We start from the raw sequence: 17,074 nt of genomic DNA, 5'->3' as shown, positions 1-17,074 counted from the left end.
GCTACACACTGTCCCGAAAAGTCGTGCCTGTTCAATTCCCCCTCAAGCTGGTCGGCTGCCGCATGCTGGCCCCGACCGTCGGCCACTACCAGTTCGTGCGTGACGATGGGCAGCCGCTGGATTTCCAGCCCGGCCAGTTCATCCAGGTCCATTTCAGCTACGCCGACGGCACCGAAACCAAGCGCAGCTACTCGCTGGCGACCATCCACGACCATGCGCTGGCCCCGGGCGAGGCGGTGGACATCGCGGTCAGTTTCGTGCCCGGTGGCGCCGCCACGGCCCTGTTCGAGGCGCTGGAGCAGGGCAGCCAGATCAGTGCGTCCGGCCCCTATGGCCGGTTCTGCCTGAATCCCGGTGACCACAACGCCCGTTACCTGCTGATCGCCACCGGTACCGGCGTTACCCCCTACCGCTCGATGCTGCCGCTGCTGGAGAAGGCCATGGCCGAACGCGGCGTGCAGATCGTGCTGCTGCAGGGCGCGCGCAGTCCGGGCGAGCTGCTGTACAGCGAAGATTTCTACAGCTTCGCCGAAAAGCACGCGAACTTCCGCTATGTTCCGTGCCTGTCGCGCGAACTGCCGGCCGAACCGCACCCGGATGTACAGCACGGCTACGTGCAGCAGGCGCTGGCCGGTTTCACGCCGGACCCGGCCACCGACATCGCCTACCTGTGCGGCAACCCGGACATGGTCGATGCCTGCGCCGAGCTGCTGAAGGCGGCCGGCCTGGGCAACCCGCAGATCCGCCGCGAGAAGTACGTCAGCAGCAAGTAGGCCCGGGTGGTGCCGGCCGTTGGCCGGCAACCCCATGAACCCCGGTAGTGCCGGCCGCTGGCCGGCAACCCCCCGCAAACCGGAGGCGGCACCACGCCGCCCCCGGTGCCCGGCCTCAGTACGCGATCCAGGCATCACGCCAGGCAAAGCCGGTGCCCGGGCGATAGGCATCGGCGTTGATGTTGCACCACGCACCTTCCGGGAACGGACGGCAGGCGTACAGCTTGCCGTCGGTGCCCTTCACCACGGTCTCGCCAGGCTTGTAGCTGCCGAGGCCGGCCGGATACACGAAGTCGAAATCGCCACCCGGCGGATCGACCGGATCAACCGGGCCCGGAATCTGGGTTTCCAGTTCAAAGCGGTTGCCTGGCTTCAGGTAGACGCGGTTCTCGGTGGCGGACGCCACCGGCGTGATCACGCCGTTCTTCATCACGCCGACGCGGGCGTGCTGGGCACTGCCGTTGACCTTGCGGGCCAGCGCCATCGGCCACTGTGCCGGAGCGGTCTGGCCAGCAGCCAGGGTGATTTCCGGGCGCTCCAGATCGTTGCCGTTGGCATTGAACACGCGCAGGGTCAGCGTGGTGCCTGCCTCCAGCGCACCGCGGGCGGTGACCGGGCCGGCATCCTGCCACTGCGGCGGCGGAATCACGCCATTGCCGCCTTCGAATCGCACGTCCATGCAGGTGTAGAACGCTTCACCCGAATCCGAACGCTGCCAGGTGTTGTAGATGATGTGCTGGCCACTGCGCTTGGGCAGCGGGCAATCCAGCTTGTAGGTCTTGCCATCCACCGGCACGTTGCCCAGGGTGCAGAACTCCTGCAGGTCGGCCCAGCGCAGCGGGCTGCCCGGCTGCCAGCCCTCACGGGTGACATAGAACTTCCACTCGCGGGTGGCATGCGGGGCCGGGGCATAGAATTCGAAGGTGTAGCGGCCACGCGCGTCGGCGCGGATCGGCGTGGTCGGCCAGTCCGTGCGGTTCAGGTCGAGCCCGCGGTACTTGGGAATGCTGGCACTGCACAGCTCGCCGTCGCGCACCAGTTCACGATGGTTGCCATTGGCATTGCCGTGCGCAATCGCGCTCCAGTCGTAGAACGGCTGCGCGCCGCCAATGGCCTTGGCGGCGGCGCAGGCCGGGTTGGTCGGGTTTTCCGGATTGCCCTCGTGGCACTGCTTCACGCGGCTGAGCGGCTTGGTCATGGTGCCGTGGGCGAAGGCGCTGCCAGACAGGGCGAGGCCGGCAACGACGGACAGTGCGAGGACTGCCCGGTGGGACAGGTGCATGCAGAGACTCCTTTGCGAGGTGTGGGAAACCTCATGGAGTCTTCACATGCAGACGCGCCGTCAACATCGGACAAGTTTGAATTTGATGGCTGTCGTGCCTGATCTGCAGCGCCCTGCTCAAAACACTGCGGCCCAGGCAGAAGGCGGCACGATGCGCACCGCCTTCTACAACGGGTCAGTAGGGCACCCAAGCATCGCGCCATGCACTGCCCACACCGGGGCGATATGCCTCGGCATTGACGTTGCACCACGCCCCTTCCGGGAACGGGCGGCAGGCGTACAGCTTGCCGTCGGTGCCCTTTACCACGGTCTGGCCGGGGACGTAACTGCCAATGCCTGCGGGGTACACGTGGTCGAAATCACCGCCCGGCGACGGCGTGCCCGCGTCGGGCACCCGGGTGTCGAGCTGGAAGCGGTTGCCGTCCTTCAGGTACACACGGTTGTCGGTGGCCGAGGCCGCCGGCGTGATCACGCCGTTGCTGAGCACGCCCACGCGTGCGTGCTGCGCACTGGCATTGACCGTGCGTGCCAGCACCAGCGGCCACTGTGCGGCGGCAGTCTGGCCGCTGGCCAGCGTGGCTTCCACGCGTTCGACATCATTGCCGTTGGCATTGAACACGCGCAGCGCCAACGTGGTGCCGACCGGCAGCTCGCCGCGCGCGGTGACCGGGCCGGCATCCTGCCACTGCGTTGCCGGTGCCGTTCCGCCGCCGCCCTGGAAACGCACATCCATGCAGGTATAGAACGCCTCGGTCGAATCCGAGCGCTGCCAGGTGTTGTAGATCACATGCTGGCCGGTGCGCTGCGGCAACGTGCATTGCAGCTTGTAGGTGCCATCGGCCGACAGCGGTGTATTGCCCAGGGTGCAGAACTCCTGCAGGTCGGCCCAGCGCAGCGGGCTGCCCGGCTGCCAGCCTTCGCGGGTGACGAAGAAGCGCCAGTCACGGGTGGCGTGCGGCGCGGTCGCCTTGAACACGAAGGTGAACCTGCCATTGGCATCGGGCTGGATCGGCGTGGTCTGCCAGTCACTGCGGTTCACGTCCAGGCCGCGGAAGGTCGGGTTGTTGCCGCTGCACAGCTTGCCGTCGGGCACCACGGCCTGGTGGTTGCCGTTGGCATTGGCCTGGTTGATGCCGTTCCAGTCGTAGAACGCCTGCGAACCGCCGATGGCCTTGGCGGCGGCACAGGCCGGGTTGGTCGGGTTCTCGGGGTTGCCCTGGAAACAGGCGTAGACGCGGCTGACCGGCGTGGTCATGGTGCCGTGGGCGAACGCGTTGCCGGCCAGGGACAGGCCCGCAGCCACGAACGAGGTAGCCAGCAGCAGCGGTGTGGATCGGAATGACATGGCGCATCCTTGTGGTCGTCGAAAGGGAACGGTGACCGCAGGCGCTGCGCTGCGCAGTGGACTTCCGGCGGCACCACGGCGAGTATCGAGTCGCGATGCAGGCGACGGAACCATCGCAGTGCCGATCCGTGACTGCGCATGTGAAGCCCTTCCCGCAGGCTTCACGCAGGGCTGAACGGATGCGCTGGACGTCACGTGACCGGCGTGGCATCGATCACGTCATGGGGATCGCGCTACGCAGTCACGGTACCCACCCGATCTGCCTGGCACGAGAAACAGCCATGCGCCGCGTTGTGCAGCTGGACGAACGCCACCGACGGGTCGGCAAACAGTGCATCCAGGTGGTCGGCCACCTCGGTGCCCGCACAGACCTGGGCACCGCACATCAGCGCGGCGTGGTCATAGGCACGCATCGATATCATCCGGCGCTGCACATACGGGGGCACCTCGCCTGGCGGCAGGACGCAACGGGTCACGCCGCGCTGCACGAAGATCGGGCCGGCGGCGCGATACGGTGAATGCAGCGGCAGGTGGACGTGGGACAGCAGGAGCAGCTCGCTGCCAGGCGCGGGATCGCTCAGGCTGATCCGGCAGGGATGGCCGCCGTTGGCGCCGGCCCAGCGACGCTGGATGCCGAGCGCGGCGAGCGCGCTGTCACTCATCTCGAACAGGTGCAGGAAGGGGCGATGGTCGATGCCACCGAGGTACCACGTGTGCATGAGCGTCTCCTGGGTCTGCGGCGGATTCTGCGCGTGCGCCGGCGACCGTGCTCGCCGTTTTCAGACCCCGCATCGCCGCCGGGCCGGTGCACTGGCCCACGGGCCGCCGCCGATGCCGCCCTGTGCCGGCCAAGGCCGAGAGGCGGGACCGCCTGGTCTGCGCGCCGTTGGCTGCGGATTCGTCATTGCCCATCGCCGTCGGCGCGCTGCCCGTGTAAGTTGGGTCACATCTTCCGCGGCAGCCCGTCGTGGTCGACAGGAACGTCCTCCAGGGGAAACGAGCACGATGCAAAGACACCACCTCGCGCTGGCCGGGATGCTGGCCAGCCTGATGCTTGCCGGGTGCAGCCAGCCGACGCCGGCCGACGCCGGAAGCGCCAGCGATGCACCCAGCCGCCGCTTCGGCACGATCGACTTCCAGCCCTGCACACTGTCCACCGAAGGTGCCAGCGCCAACGTGGAGGCGCAGTGCGCCACCCTGCAGGTGCCGGAGGACCGGGCCCAGCCTGACGGTCGCCGGATCGGCCTGCGTGTCGCCTGGCTGGAATCGGGCAGCAGCGGCGCCAGCCAGCCCGACCCGGTGTTCTTCCTGGCCGGCGGCCCCGGCCAAGCGGCCAGCGAGGTGGCGGTCATCGTCGATACTGCACTGCGCCAGGTGCGCAAGCAGCGCGACGTGTTCCTGATCGACCAGCGCGGCACCGGCGGCTCCAACCCGCTCAGCTGCCTGGGCGCGGACGGCAAGCCGCTGCAGGTGGACGAGGATGCCGCGCCTTCCGAGGCATCGCTGCGCGATTACGCCCAGCGCTGCGCCGCATCGCTGCAGGGGCGTGCCGATGCGCGCTTCTACACCACCACCGAGGCGATCGCCGATCTGGATGCGGTGCGTGCGGCGCTCGGTGTGGACCAGCTCAACCTGGTTGGCGGCTCCTACGGTACCCGCGTGGCCCAGCGCTATGCCGGGGCCTATCCGCAGCACACCCGCAGCATCGTCATCGATGGCGTGGTACCGAACGAGCTGGTGGTCGGTGGCGACTTCGCGACCACCTTCGAGGATGCGATCGCCCTGCAGTCGGCGCAGTGCCGCAAGGATGCCGCGTGCAGCAAGCGTTTCCCGACCGATACCCGCGCGCAGCTGCGCAGCGTGGTCGACACCCTGCGCCGTGCACCGGTCTCGGTCGAGTATCGCGACCCGGGTACCAACGCACCCCGGCAGGATGTCCTGACCCCGGACAGCGTGGTCGGCCTTGCCTTCGCCTTCTCCTACGTGCCGCAGTATTCCTCGCTGCTGCCACTGGTGCTGGATGAAGCCGCACACGGGCGCTATGCCCCGTTGGCATCGCTGGCGCGCGGCGCGAACCGCAGCATGGATTTCCAGATCAACCGCGGCATGCAGTGGTCGGTGATCTGCAGCGAGGATGCGCCGCGCTACCACGCGCCGGCCGAGGATCCCGAGCGGCTGTTCGGCAACGAAGTGGCCAGTGCGTTCTTCGCGGCCTGCCCGGTGTGGCCGCACCGTCCGGCGCCGGCAACCGATGCCGTGCCGCTGCGCAGCGACGTGCCGACACTGCTGCTGTCTGGTGAGCTGGACCCGGTGACGCCGCCGCGTTACGCCGCACAGGTGCTCAAGGGCCTGCCCAACGGCCGTGCGCTGGTCGCCCGTGGCCAGGGCCATGGCACGTTGACCGCCGGCTGCATGCCGCGGCTGCTCGGCCAGTTCATCGACAAGACCGATGCCAAGGCGCTGGATGCCGGCTGCCTGGATACGCTGAGCTACGTGCCGGCGTTCACCTCGTTCAACGGATGGGAACCATGATCGTCGCCGACAACCTGCACAAGGCCTTCGATACCCGCACGGGCCGCATCCAGGCGGTCGCCAACGTCGGCTTCCGCGCCGGGGATGGGCTGATCACCGGCCTGCTCGGCCCCAACGGTGCCGGCAAGACCACCACCATGCGCATGCTGTACACACTGATGACGCCCGACCAGGGCAGCATCACTGTCGACGGCATCGATGCGGCGCGCAATCCGGTGGAGGTACGTCGCCACCTTGGCGTGCTGCCCGATGCGCGTGGCGTCTACAAGCGCCTGACCGCGCGCGAGAACATCGCCTACTTCGGCGAACTGCATGGCCTGTCGGCCGAGCGCATCCGCGAACGCATCGAGGTGCTGTCGCACGCGCTGGACATGGGGGACATCCTCGACCGGCAGACCGATGGTTTCTCGCAGGGCCAGCGCACCAAGACCGCGATTGCCCGCGCGCTGGTGCACGACCCGCGCAACGTCATCCTCGACGAACCGACCAACGGCCTGGATGTGATGACCACGCGCGCGCTGCGCCGCTTCCTGCTGGGCCTGCGCGAAGAGGGGCGCTGCGTGATCCTGTCCAGCCACATCATGCAGGAGGTGGGCGCGTTGTGTGACCACATCGTGATCATCGCCAAGGGCACGGTGATGGCTGCCGGCAGCGCCGACGAGCTGCGTGCGCAGGCCGGCGAAGCCAATCTTGAGGACGCGTTCGTGAAACTGATCGGCAGCGAAGAGGGCCTGCACGCATGAGCATGATGTCGACCCTGATGACGGTGATGCGCAAGGAACTGCGCGACCTGTCGCGTGACCGCCGCACGCTGCTGCTGACCCTGCTGTTCGGGCCGCTGCTGTACCCGGTGCTGCTGCTGGGCATGGGCAAGCTGGCCGAGAGCCGGGTACGCACCCAGATCGAAGAGCCGTTGCAGATCCCGACCATCGGCGCCGAAAACGCGCCGAACCTGGTGCGCTTCCTCGCCGCACAGGGCCTTAATGCCGCACCGGCACCGAAGGACCTGGCCGAGGCCATCCGCACCCAGGACATCGATGTGGCGCTGCGCATCAGCGATGATTTCGGCAAGGACTGGGCCGAGGGCAAGCCGGCGCTGGTGGAGGTGATCAAGGACAGCACGCGTCGCGCGGCTGAAGTACCCAGTGCGCGCCTGGAGGCGGCGCTGGCCACCTACAACGGCCAGGTCGGTGCACTGCGCCTGATGGCGCGTGGCATCGACGCACAGGTGGCACGCCCGCTGGACGTGGCGCGCCAGGACCTGGCCAGTGCCGAGGCCAAGCGCGGCATGATCCTGTCGATGCTGCTGCCGGTATTGCTGACGCTGACCTCGTTCATCGGTGGTGCATACCTGGTGATGGACGCCACCGCCGGCGAGCGCGAGCGGCAGTCGCTGGAACCCCTGCTGGCCACGCCGGGCTCGCGCAGCGCGATCGTCAGTGGCAAGATCGCCGCCGCCTGCGTGGTCGGTTTCGTGTCGCTGCTGCTGACCCTGGTCGCGTTCAAGGTGAGCGCGCAGATCGCACCCGGCAACATTGGCCGCCAGTTCAACATGAACGTCGGCTCGATGCTGCAGATGCTGCTGGTGATGTTGCCGATGCTGCTGATCGGTACCTCGCTGCTGACCTTCCTGTCGGCCGCAGCCAAGAGCATGAAGGAAGCGCAAAGCCACATGACCTGGCTGATGCTGCTGCCGATGCTGCCTGGCTATGCACTGGTAGCCTATCCGCTGAAGAGCGAGCTGTGGCAGTACGCCGTGCCGTTCCTGTCGCAGAACCAGATGCTGCTGAAGGTGATCCGCCACGAGATCATCACCCCGGCGGTCTGGGCGATCTACCTCGGCGCCAGCCTCGGCCTCGCCGCCGTGCTGTGGTTCGCCGCCGTGCGCCGCTACCACAACGAGCGCCTGGCGATCTCTGGCTGACTGCAGCTGGTAGCGCCAGGCCATGCCTGGCGGATGGGGAACGAGGCCCGGTCATTCCGGGCCTCGTTGTTCTCAGGTTCGCGTTGCCTGCCAAGCGGCGAAGCGCTGGGCGATCACCGGTGCCAGTCGGTCGAAGTTTTCCCAGGTATCGGCGACGTGGTACAGCGAAAGGACCTCGGCCCCCAACTGTTCCTCATAGTCTTCGAGATACTGGCCATTCTCGAGGTCGTAGTACGAAGCAGTGAACGTGTTGGCTTCATCACTGACCAGGTCATCGACGAATTTGCCGTCGCTGCATTGAAGCAGGAACAGGCCCGGCGTCGTTCTACGTTCCCGCAGCGCCTGCAGGTCTTCTTCTGCGTCCTCGGCGAGCTCTTCGCTTGCCATGCCCTGTAGCAGCAGCCATGCCAGGTACATGCCGATGTGAGTGGCGCCGGCCTCAGCCGGAAGATCCGAAGGGAAGTCACCCCCGGAATGCCAGCTGGCGTCGTCGTACTTCATCTGTTCTCCTCCTGATTCTAGAAAATAGCTTAGGTCGCGAGGGTAGACAGCGGGAGCGTCGAATGCGTCAGCCGCTGGTATACCGCGCAGGCGTCACCCCCATCTCGCGCTTGAACACGGTGATGAACGCGCTCGGGGTGTCGTAGCCCATCGACAGCGCAACGCTGATCACCGGCTCGCCCGCCAGCAGGCGTGGCAGCGACAGCAGCACGCGCAGGCGCTGCCGCCAATGGCCCAGGGTCATGCCTGTTTCGGCCCGCCACCGGCGGGCGAGGCTGCGGCCGGACAGTCCGTTGGCGGCGGCCCACGCTTCGACGCTGCGAAGGTCGTCCGGCGACCGTGCCAGCGCCGCCGCGATCCGCCGCAACCGTCGATCCTGCGGTTGTGGCAAGGCAAGCGGCAAAGGCGTGCTGGCGGCGATCTCATCGGTGATCACGCCGGCCAGGCGTGCCTGCGCGGCGTCCAGCGCCTGATGTGGCCAACTCAGTGCGCGCATCATCGCCGCCTGCAACAGCACGTTCGGCTGGAGAATGCGCGGCACGGCGGGCAGCTCCAGACAGGCTTCTGCGTTGAAGTACAGGCTCCAGCCATCGAATGCCTCTGCCCCTACCAGGGCGTGAGGCAGCAAGGGCGGTATCCAGGCAACATGCCCCGCCGGCAGCAACCAGTGCAGATCGCCGGCCTCGATCCGCAGCAGGCCGTGGTGGGCACCCAGCACTTGGCCGCGCACGTGCTGGTGGCGCGCGGTGCGGCGCCGTCCGGGCACCCGCAGCTGCGAGGCCAGGACGAGTGGACCGCCTTCGGCGTTCGCCAAAGCGGGGTCAATCAACGTGGGTGATGTCTGATCTGCCATATCCAATGGCAGTTATACGGCAGAAGTGCCAATGGCTGGGCGGCACACTGGACTCCCGATCCCACAGGAGCATCACCCATGCAGCCGCAGGACATCCTTCCCGACCATCAGAACGAGGTGCAGATGAACGGCCTCACCGTGCGCAAGGGCAGCGTCGGCGCCTTCCTCGCCAGCGTCCGTGACTGGCAGGACCCCGCCGGCGATGACGCCACCCGCGCCACCGCCGAAGCCGACCTGCGTGCGCTGCTGCCGGGCCTGCATGCGCTGGGCCTGTTCCAGGTGCTGGACGCGCGCGATCCGGAACTGCAGCGCCTGATCGACAGCCTCGCCTGAAACGAACACGGCCCGGACATGCCGGGCCGTGTGGTCATTGCGGGTCGGAAACGACTTAATCCCCTCCGTCCCCTTTTCGTGGTCAGCTGCCGCCCGGGGCGAACACCAGGGTGCGGCGGGTGGTGACCGGTGCGCTGACCGGCTCGAAGCGCCAACGCTTGACCGCGTTCATGGCCTCGCGATCGAAGACGCGCGATGGCGTTGCGCGCAGCACACGGGCGTTGGTCACCGAACCGTCGGTGCCGACGGTGATTTCCACCAGCACTTCGCCGGAGGTGCCTGCGCGCAGCGCCTCGGACGGATAGCGCGGCGCCGGGGTGCTGACCGGGCGCAGGTTCGGCGCCGCAGCGGCCGCCGGAGCTGCAGCCTGGCGTGCGGCGCTGGCCTGCTGGGCGGCAGCCTGCTGCTGCTTCTGCTCGGCTTCGCGGCGGGCCGCAGCCTGGCGCTCGGCTTCCTGGCGCTCATTGTCGCGGCGGGCGGCGTCCTGCTGGGCAGCGATCTGCTTGGCCGCGTCGGCTTCCCTGGCACGCTGCTCGGCCAGGCGCTGCTGTTCGGTCTGCTGCTTGCTGCGGTCCTCGGCGTCCTTCTTCGCCTTCTCGGCTTCGGCCTCGGTGCGCTTGGCCGCGTTCTGCACGCCCTTGGCCAGGCCGTCCTTCAGGCGTGGCAGGGCCGGCGCGGACGCATCCACCTTCTCGATCAGCGCCACCAGGCGCTGCGCTTCGGTGTAGTCCTCGCGGCCCAGGTGCTGTTCGGCGGCGATCAGGGTGTAGGGCAGCAGGTCGGTCAGCGCGCTCTTCACCGAGGCGTCGTCCGGCGTCTTGTCGCGCAGGGCGAGGTAGTACTCGATGGCGTTGTCGCCAGCCGGCGCGTACATGCGGTTCTCGCGCAGGGCCTGGCTGGCCGACTCACGCAGCTGCTCGGTGCCCATCGACTGCACCTTGGCGGCGACCACCGGTGCGGCCGGTGCAGCGGCGGTGGGTGCGGCGGCCGGGGCCGGTGCGGCGGTTTCCTCCTTGCCCGAGCAGGCAGCCAGTGCCAGTGCCAGGGCAACCGGCAGCCACCGGCGCGCGGCGGTGATCGTTGAGACGTGCGACATCCTGCTCCCCTCTAGAAGACGACGTGACGTAAATCATTGATATGCATGGCCGGGACCAGCGGTCCGGGCGCGGCAGGGTGACGTTTCCCGACGCCACCGCCGGCAACGGCGAGGGTGCAATCTAGCATCCCGGCCGCCGCCGCGTACAAGAGCAGTGGCCGGGATGGGCAACGGCGGCCGTGCCGTTGCCGGCGCCGACCTCAGTGGTCGTGCGCCTTGTCGTGCGACTTGCTGTGGCCGTTGGACATCAGCTTGTCGGTCCAGGCGATGCCGATCGCCGACAGGATGAACACGCAGTGGATGATGGTCTGCCACAGCACGCCTTCCTGAGTCAGCATCGAGCAGCGGGCGACACCGATGTTGGCGGCGGCCACGCTCATCTGCTCCGGCGTGCACAGCGGGATGCCATTCAGTGCGCCACTGGCGATGAAGGTCTTCAGCAGGTGGATCGAGGAGATGCCGATGATCGCCATCGCCAGCTTCACCTTCAGCACGCTGGCATTGACGTGGCTCAGCCATTCCGGCTGGTCCGGGTGGCCTTCCAGGCGCAGGCGCGAGACGAAGGTCTCATAGCCGCCGACGATCACCATCACCAGCAGGTTGGAGATCATCACCACGTCGATCAGGCCCAGCACGATCAGCATGATCTGCTGCTCGCCCATCGACACCGAATGCGAGATCAGGTGCCACAGTTCCTTGCCGAACAGGAACACGTAGACGCACTGCGCCACGATCAGGCCCAGGTACAGCGGCAGCTGCAGCCAGCGCGAGGCGAAGATCAGCGTGGACAACGGGGAGAGCGGCGGGCGGTTTGCACTCATGCGGGGGATGCTGCGTTTCGGGGGAGAGGCGAGGTTACCGGCCCGCCATGACGGTGCCAACCCAACTCACGCACTAGACTTCAGGTTCCTTTCCGCACCCCGAGCCGACGCCATGATCGACCTGTATTACTGGCCCACCCCGAACGGCCATAAAGTGACCCTGCTGCTGGAGGAAGCCGGCCTGGAGTACCGCATCCACCCGGTCAACATCGGCTCGGGTGACCAGTTCAAGCCAGAGTTCCTGGCCATTTCGCCCAACAACAAGATGCCGGCCATCGTCGACCACGCCCCGGTCGATGGCGGCGCCCCGCAGAGCGTGTTCGAGTCCGGCGCGATCCTGCTGTACCTGGCCGAGAAGACCGGCCGCTTCCTGCCCAGCGACCCGCGCGGCCGCATCACCACCCTGGAGTGGCTGTTCTGGCAGATGGCGGGCCTGGGTCCGATGAGTGGCCAGATGGGGCATTTCAATGTGTATGCCCCGGAAAAGATCCCGTATGCGATCGAGCGCTATGACAACGAGGTGCGCCGCCTGCACGGGGTGATGGACAAGCGCCTGGCCCAGCACGCCTTCCTGGCCGGCGACGCGTACACCATCGCCGACATGGCCAGCTACCCGTGGATCGGCGCCTACGACACGCTGCCGGTGGACTTCGCCGCGTTCCCGAACCTCAAGCGCTGGCACGAGACCATCGCCGCGCGCCCGGCCACCCAGCGCGCCTATGCGCTGCGCCAGCAGGTGAACCCGAACGCCGGCAAGCCGCTCAGCGACGAAGAGCGCAAGCATCTGTTCGGCCAGCGCTGACCCCGGCATCTGAAGGTGGGTGCCGACCGTTGGTCGGCACTCGTCCGCACTGCTTATGGGCAGAAGGTCATGCTGCCTTCCCGCACGGGCTTGGTTAGGATGGGGGCACGACCGTCCCGCGCCCCGCGTGGAGGCGGACCTGCCGTTTGCCGGGATCCTCCATGCGCCACCTGTTCGCTTCGCTTGCCCTCATGCTCGCCACCAGTACCGCCGCCCACGCCGAAAAGCTGACCCTGGAAGCCATCACCGGCCCCCTGCCGTTGTCCGGCCCGACCCTGATGAAGCCCAAGGTGGCGCCGGACGGTTCGCAGGTCAGCTTCCTGCGCGGCAAGGACAGCGACCGCAACCAGCTGGACCTGTGGACCTACGACATCGGCAGCGGCCAGACCCGCCTGCTGGTTGATTCCAAGGTCGTGCTGCCCGGCACCGAGACCCTCAGCGATGAGGAAAAGGCCCGACGCGAGCGCCAGCGCATCGCCGCGATGACCGGCATCGTCGATTACCAGTGGTCGCCGGACGCGCAGCGCCTGCTGTTCCCGTTGGGCGGCGAACTCTACCTGTACGACCTCAAGCAGCAGGGCCAGGCGGCCGTGCGCCAGCTGACCCACGGTGAAGGCTTCGCCACCGACGCCAAGCTGTCGCCCCAGGGCGGCTTCGTCAGCTTCATCCGCGGCCGCAACCTGTGGGTGATCGACCTGGCCAGTGGCAAGCAGCTGCAGCTGACCCGCGACGGCAGCACCACCATCGGCAACGGCGTGGCCGAGTTCGTCGCCGATGAGGAAATGGATCGCCACACCGGTTACTGGTGGGCGCCGGATGATTCGGCCATCGCCTTCGCCCGCATCGACGAGGCGCCGGTGCCGGTGCAGAAGCGCTACGAGGTCTATGCCGACCGCACCGACGTGATCGAACAGCGTTACCCGGCCGCCGGCGACGCCAACGTGCGCGTGCAGCTGGGCGTGATCGCACCGGCCGCCGATGCGCAGCCGCGCTGGATCGACCTGGGCAAGGAACAGGACATCTACCTGGCCCGCGTCGATTGGCGCGATGCGCAGCACCTGAGTTTCCAGCGCCAGTCGCGTGACCAGAAGCAGCTGGACCTGGTCGAAGTGGCGCTCGACTCCAACCGCCAGCGCGTGCTCGCCCACGAGACCAGCCCGACCTGGGTGCCGCTGCACAACAGCCTGCGCTTCCTTGAAGATGGCAGCGTGCTGTGGTCGTCCGAGCGCACCGGCTTCCAGCACCTGTACCGCATCGATGACAAGGGCAAGGCCACTGCGCTGACCCATGGCAACTGGCCGGTGGACGAACTGCTGGCGGTCGATGAGAAGGCCGGCAAGGCCTACTTCCGTGCTGGCATCGAGACCTCGCGCGAAAGCCAGATCTACGCGGTGTCGCTGCAGGGCGGTGAGCCGCAGCGCCTGTCGAAGGCGCCGGGCATGCACAGCGCCAGCTTCGCCCGCAATGCCAGCGTCTACGTGGACAGCTGGTCCAACAGCACCACGCCGCCGCAGATCGAACTGTTCCGCGCCAACGGCGAGAAGATCGCCACGCTGGTCGAGAACGACCTGACCGATCCCAAGCACCCGTATGCGCGCTACCGCGATGCGCAGCGCCCGGTCGAGTTCGGCACGTTGATGGCTGCCGACGGCAAGACCCCGTTGAACTACAGCCTGATCAAGCCGGCCGGCTTCGATCCGTCCAAGCGCTACCCGGTGGCGGTGTACGTCTACGGCGGCCCGGCCAGCCAGACCGTCACCGACAGCTGGCCCGGCCGCGGCGACCATCTGTTCAACCAGTACCTGGCCCAACAGGGCTACGTGGTGTTCTCGCTGGACAACCGCGGTACTCCGCGCCGTGGCCGCGACTTCGGTGGTGCGCTGTACGGGAAGCAGGGCACGGTGGAAGTGACCGACCAGCTGCGCGGCGTGGCCTGGCTGAAGCAGCAGCCGTGGGTGGACCCGGCGCGCATCGGCGTGCAGGGCTGGTCCAACGGCGGTTACATGACTCTGATGCTGCTGGCCAAGGCATCGAACCAGTACGCCTGTGGCGTGGCCGGCGCACCGGTCACCGATTGGGGCCTGTATGACAGCCACTACACCGAACGCTACATGGACCTGCCGGCGCGCAACGAAGCGGGGTACCGCGAAGCGCGCGTGCTGACCCATATCGAAGGCCTGCGTTCGCCGTTGCTGCTGATCCACGGCATGGCCGATGACAACGTGCTGTTCACCAACTCGACCAGCCTGATGAGCGCGCTGCAGAAGCGCGGCCAGCCGTTCGAGCTGATGACCTATCCGGGTGCCAAGCATGGCCTGTCCGGCGCCGATGCCCTGCATCGCTACCGTGTGGCCGAAGCCTTCCTGGGACGCTGCCTGAAGCCCTGATGCACAAACGGGAAGGAGCCCGCCGATGACACTGCCGCCGCCGATTCCCACCCATGGCCCGAAGCCTGCCGGCTGGTGGTCCCGTCACTGGCGCTGGGCGATGCCGCTGGCCGTGCTGCTGGTGTTGGCCGGTGCCGGTGGCGTGGTGGCCTGGAGCGTGCTGCGCTGGAGCGAGGCCGCACGCGAGAGCCCGCCGATGCGCGAGGCGATGCGCCGCGCTGGATGCAGCATCGAACTGGTGGAAGCCTTCGGCGAGCCGCTGCGTGCCGAGTCGATGCCGCTGGGCAGCATGCAGACCGCGATCAACGGCCAGCGCGACGTCGGCCTGACCGTGGCCCTGGAAGGCCCGCGCGCGCACGGCCGGCTGTTCGTGAAGGGCACCCGCAGCGACGACGTCTGGGACTATCCGGTGATGTATGTGCTGGGCGAGAACAAGCAGACGTTCGACCTGACCGCGCTGGATGATGACGAGGCCGCGCAGGAATGCGAGCTGCAGGCCTGCCGCGAACGCGGCGAATGCCCGCTGGCCGGGGCGTTGTGACCTCCGGCCGATTGTCGCCACAGCGCTGAGCGCGTAGGGTGCGGGCAACCCTGTCCTGGAGTGCACCATGAAGCCGATCGCGTTGGCCGTTGCCCTGGCCCTGACTGCCGCCCCGCTGATGTCCGCACCGCCGGCGCTGGCGGCACCCGCCGCCAAGGCCGCTACTCCGGCCAGCCCGGCCTGGGTGGCCCGCAGCAACGCACTGGCGCAGATCCTGCTTGATGCGCAGGGCCCGTTCCAGCCGGAAGAAACCGGCTTCTTCGGCGTGCCCGGCTATGACGACAAGGTGGCCGACCTCGGTGCGGACAATGGCAAGCGCTACCGCGCCGCGATGGCCAAGGCCCGCGATGAACTGAAAGCCAAGCTGGCCACCGAGCAGGATCCCAACGTCCGCCAGGACCTGGAGATCATGATCCACGCCGCCAACCAGAACATCGAAGGCAGCGAGCTCAACGAGAAGTACCTGCTGCCATGGAGTGACGCGCCGCAGACCATCTTCAGCGGCCTCAACCTGCTGCTGTCCGACCAGGTGCCGGCCGAGCGCCGGGCCAAGGCGATCGACCGCCTCAAGGCCTACGCCGGGCTGCAGCCGGGTGGCACCGCGTTTACCACGCTGGCCCGCCAGCGTTACGAAGAGCGCTTGAAGGACGGCAGCCTGCTGCAGCCGACGAAGATCGAAGTGCAGCAATCGCTGGACAATGTCGAGACGTACATCACCGGCATCGAGTCGCTGCTGAAGAAGTACCAGATCGCCGGCGCCGATGAGGCGATGAAGGCCCTGGCCGGGCAGATGAAGGACTACGCCGCCTGGACCCGCAAGGACGTGCTGCCGAAGGCACGCACCGACGCGCGCCTGCCGGCGCCGCTGTACGCCTACCAGCTCAAGCAGGTCGGCATCGATATCGACCCGAAGCTGCTGATGCAGCGCGCGCAGCTGGAGTTCATGGAAACCCGCTCGGCGATGCAGCAGCTGGCGCCGCTTGTGGTGAAGGACAAGGGCCTGAAGGTGGCCGACCCGAGCGACCCGGTGGCGGTGATCCGCGCGCTGAAGGCCGACAAGATCGCCGACGACCAGCTGGAAGGCCACTACCGCAAGGTGATCGATGCGATCGATCCGCTGATCCGCGAGCATGCCATCGTCGACGTGCCCAAGCGCGCCATGCAGATGCGCCTGGGTTCGGCCGCCGAGAGCGCGGCCAGCCCGGCCCCGCATTTCCTGCCGGCGCCGCTGGTCAACAACACCGGGCAGCAGGGCACCTTCGTGCTGCCGCTGGGCAACCCGGCGGCGGGCCCGGGCGCACAATACGACGATTTCAACTTCGGTGCGGCGGCATGGACGCTGAGCGCGCATGAAGGCCGCCCCGGCCACGAGCTGCAGTTCACCGCGATGGTCGAGCGTGGTGTCTCGCTGGCACGCACCATGTTCGCGTTCAATTCGGTGAATGTTGAAGGCTGGGCCCTGTATGCCGAGGCCGAGATGGTGCCGTACGAGCCGCTGGACGGGCAGATGATCGCCCTGCAGTTCCGCCTGCTGCGGGCCGCACGCGCAATGCTTGACCCGATGCTCAACCTCGGCCTGACCGACCGCGCCAACGGCGAACGTGTGCTGATGGAGCAGGTCGGCCTGTCCAAGGCGATGGCCACCCAGGAACTGGACCGTTACATGGTGCGCATGCCGGGCCAGGCGGGCAGCTACTTCTATGGCTACACCCGCATCCTCGAACTGCGCATGCAGACCGAGCTGGCACTGGGCGCGAAGTTCGACCGCCTGGCGTTCAACAACTTCCTGCTCGACCAGGGCCTGCTGCCGCCGGACCAGCTGGCCGACGCGGTGAACAAGGTGTTCGTGCCGAAGTACAAGTGATGCCCGCGCCGGGGTCGGAT

General features: G+C 67.6%; 16 protein-coding genes. 9 read left to right on the top strand and 7 right to left on the bottom strand.

What is annotated here, in order from left to right:
* Positions 1-23 precede the first annotated feature (23 nt).
* Positions 24-773 (top strand): ferredoxin--NADP reductase, encoded by a 750-nt coding sequence (locus ACS0OT_RS19105; RefSeq protein ID WP_442255937.1) that lies wholly within the window; start codon positions 24-26, stop codon positions 771-773.
* Between the two features lie 115 nt (positions 774-888).
* Here the strand turns inward: ACS0OT_RS19105 and ACS0OT_RS19100 are convergent, their stop codons facing one another.
* The 3 genes from ACS0OT_RS19100 to ACS0OT_RS19090 form a co-directional block, all read right to left on the bottom strand.
* On the bottom strand, positions 889-2,055 hold the full coding sequence (locus ACS0OT_RS19100; protein WP_065177863.1) for a lytic polysaccharide monooxygenase: 1,167 nt from the start codon (positions 2,053-2,055) through the stop codon (positions 889-891).
* 175 nt (positions 2,056-2,230) lie between these two features.
* On the bottom strand, positions 2,231-3,400 hold the full coding sequence (locus ACS0OT_RS19095; RefSeq protein ID WP_065177864.1) for a lytic polysaccharide monooxygenase: 1,170 nt from the start codon (positions 3,398-3,400) through the stop codon (positions 2,231-2,233).
* A gap of 233 nt (positions 3,401-3,633) precedes the next feature.
* A complete protein-coding gene (locus tag ACS0OT_RS19090) occupies positions 3,634-4,119 on the bottom strand; it encodes a DUF1203 domain-containing protein (protein ID WP_005420217.1) in 486 nt (161 codons plus the stop codon).
* A 286-nt stretch (positions 4,120-4,405) separates the two neighbouring features.
* Here ACS0OT_RS19090 and ACS0OT_RS19085 point away from each other — a divergent pair, with 286 nt between their 5' ends.
* From ACS0OT_RS19085 to ACS0OT_RS19075, 3 genes are read left to right on the top strand one after another with little or no spacing between them, the layout of a single operon-like run.
* Entirely contained in the window at positions 4,406-5,932 is a 1,527-nt protein-coding gene (locus ACS0OT_RS19085; protein ID WP_139727976.1) for an alpha/beta hydrolase, read from the top strand.
* On the top strand, positions 5,929-6,675 hold the full coding sequence (locus ACS0OT_RS19080) for an ABC transporter ATP-binding protein (protein WP_065177866.1): 747 nt from the start codon (positions 5,929-5,931) through the stop codon (positions 6,673-6,675). The genes ACS0OT_RS19085 and ACS0OT_RS19080 overlap by 4 nt, the downstream gene beginning before the upstream one ends.
* Positions 6,672-7,856, top strand: coding sequence for an ABC transporter permease (locus ACS0OT_RS19075; protein ID WP_053496786.1), 1,185 nt, complete (start codon positions 6,672-6,674; stop codon positions 7,854-7,856). Before ACS0OT_RS19080 ends, ACS0OT_RS19075 begins: the two co-directional genes overlap by 4 nt.
* Before the next feature lie 72 nt (positions 7,857-7,928).
* Here the strand turns inward: ACS0OT_RS19075 and ACS0OT_RS19070 are convergent, their stop codons facing one another.
* A complete protein-coding gene (locus tag ACS0OT_RS19070) occupies positions 7,929-8,357 on the bottom strand; it encodes a DUF7832 domain-containing protein (RefSeq protein WP_005420206.1) in 429 nt (142 codons plus the stop codon).
* A gap of 67 nt (positions 8,358-8,424) precedes the next feature.
* Positions 8,425-9,210, bottom strand: a complete 786-nt coding sequence (locus tag ACS0OT_RS19065) for an AraC family transcriptional regulator (RefSeq protein ID WP_139727974.1) — start codon at positions 9,208-9,210, stop codon at positions 8,425-8,427.
* Between the two features lie 78 nt (positions 9,211-9,288).
* Here ACS0OT_RS19065 and ACS0OT_RS19060 point away from each other — a divergent pair, with 78 nt between their 5' ends.
* Positions 9,289-9,543, top strand: coding sequence for a hypothetical protein (locus ACS0OT_RS19060; RefSeq protein WP_095378230.1), 255 nt, complete (start codon positions 9,289-9,291; stop codon positions 9,541-9,543).
* Positions 9,544-9,625: 82 nt separating this feature from the next.
* Here ACS0OT_RS19060 and ACS0OT_RS19055 read toward each other — a convergent pair whose 3' ends face one another.
* Positions 9,626-10,639 (bottom strand): energy transducer TonB, encoded by a 1,014-nt coding sequence (locus tag ACS0OT_RS19055; RefSeq protein ID WP_065177870.1) that lies wholly within the window; start codon positions 10,637-10,639, stop codon positions 9,626-9,628.
* Positions 10,640-10,839: 200 nt separating this feature from the next.
* Positions 10,840-11,460 carry a TIGR00645 family protein gene (locus ACS0OT_RS19050; protein ID WP_065177871.1) on the bottom strand — a complete coding sequence of 207 codons (621 nt, stop codon included), beginning with the start codon at positions 11,458-11,460 and terminating at the stop codon, positions 10,840-10,842.
* A 112-nt stretch (positions 11,461-11,572) separates the two neighbouring features.
* Between ACS0OT_RS19050 and ACS0OT_RS19045 the strand changes: the two genes are divergently transcribed.
* The 4 genes from ACS0OT_RS19045 to ACS0OT_RS19030 all read left to right on the top strand — a co-directional run bounded on the left by ACS0OT_RS19045 (position 11,573) and on the right by ACS0OT_RS19030 (position 17,054).
* Positions 11,573-12,262: a glutathione binding-like protein gene (locus ACS0OT_RS19045; protein ID WP_442255936.1), complete on the top strand. Its 690-nt coding sequence runs from the start codon at positions 11,573-11,575 to the stop codon at positions 12,260-12,262.
* A gap of 161 nt (positions 12,263-12,423) precedes the next feature.
* Positions 12,424-14,649, top strand: a complete 2,226-nt coding sequence (locus ACS0OT_RS19040; protein WP_442255935.1) for a S9 family peptidase — start codon at positions 12,424-12,426, stop codon at positions 14,647-14,649.
* Between the two features lie 25 nt (positions 14,650-14,674).
* Positions 14,675-15,190: a cytochrome c oxidase assembly factor Coa1 family protein gene (locus tag ACS0OT_RS19035; protein WP_065185883.1), complete on the top strand. Its 516-nt coding sequence runs from the start codon at positions 14,675-14,677 to the stop codon at positions 15,188-15,190.
* A gap of 67 nt (positions 15,191-15,257) precedes the next feature.
* Entirely contained in the window at positions 15,258-17,054 is a 1,797-nt protein-coding gene (locus tag ACS0OT_RS19030) for a DUF885 domain-containing protein (RefSeq protein WP_065185882.1), read from the top strand.
* Positions 17,055-17,074: the final 20 nt, after the last annotated feature.

Source organism: Stenotrophomonas maltophilia group sp. RY12688, from assembly GCF_052149045.1.
Taxonomy (GTDB): Bacteria; Pseudomonadota; Gammaproteobacteria; order Xanthomonadales; family Xanthomonadaceae; genus Stenotrophomonas; species Stenotrophomonas sepilia.
The sequence above is the reverse complement of the archived record's forward strand: the minus strand, read 5'-3'. Positions and strand labels throughout refer to the sequence as shown.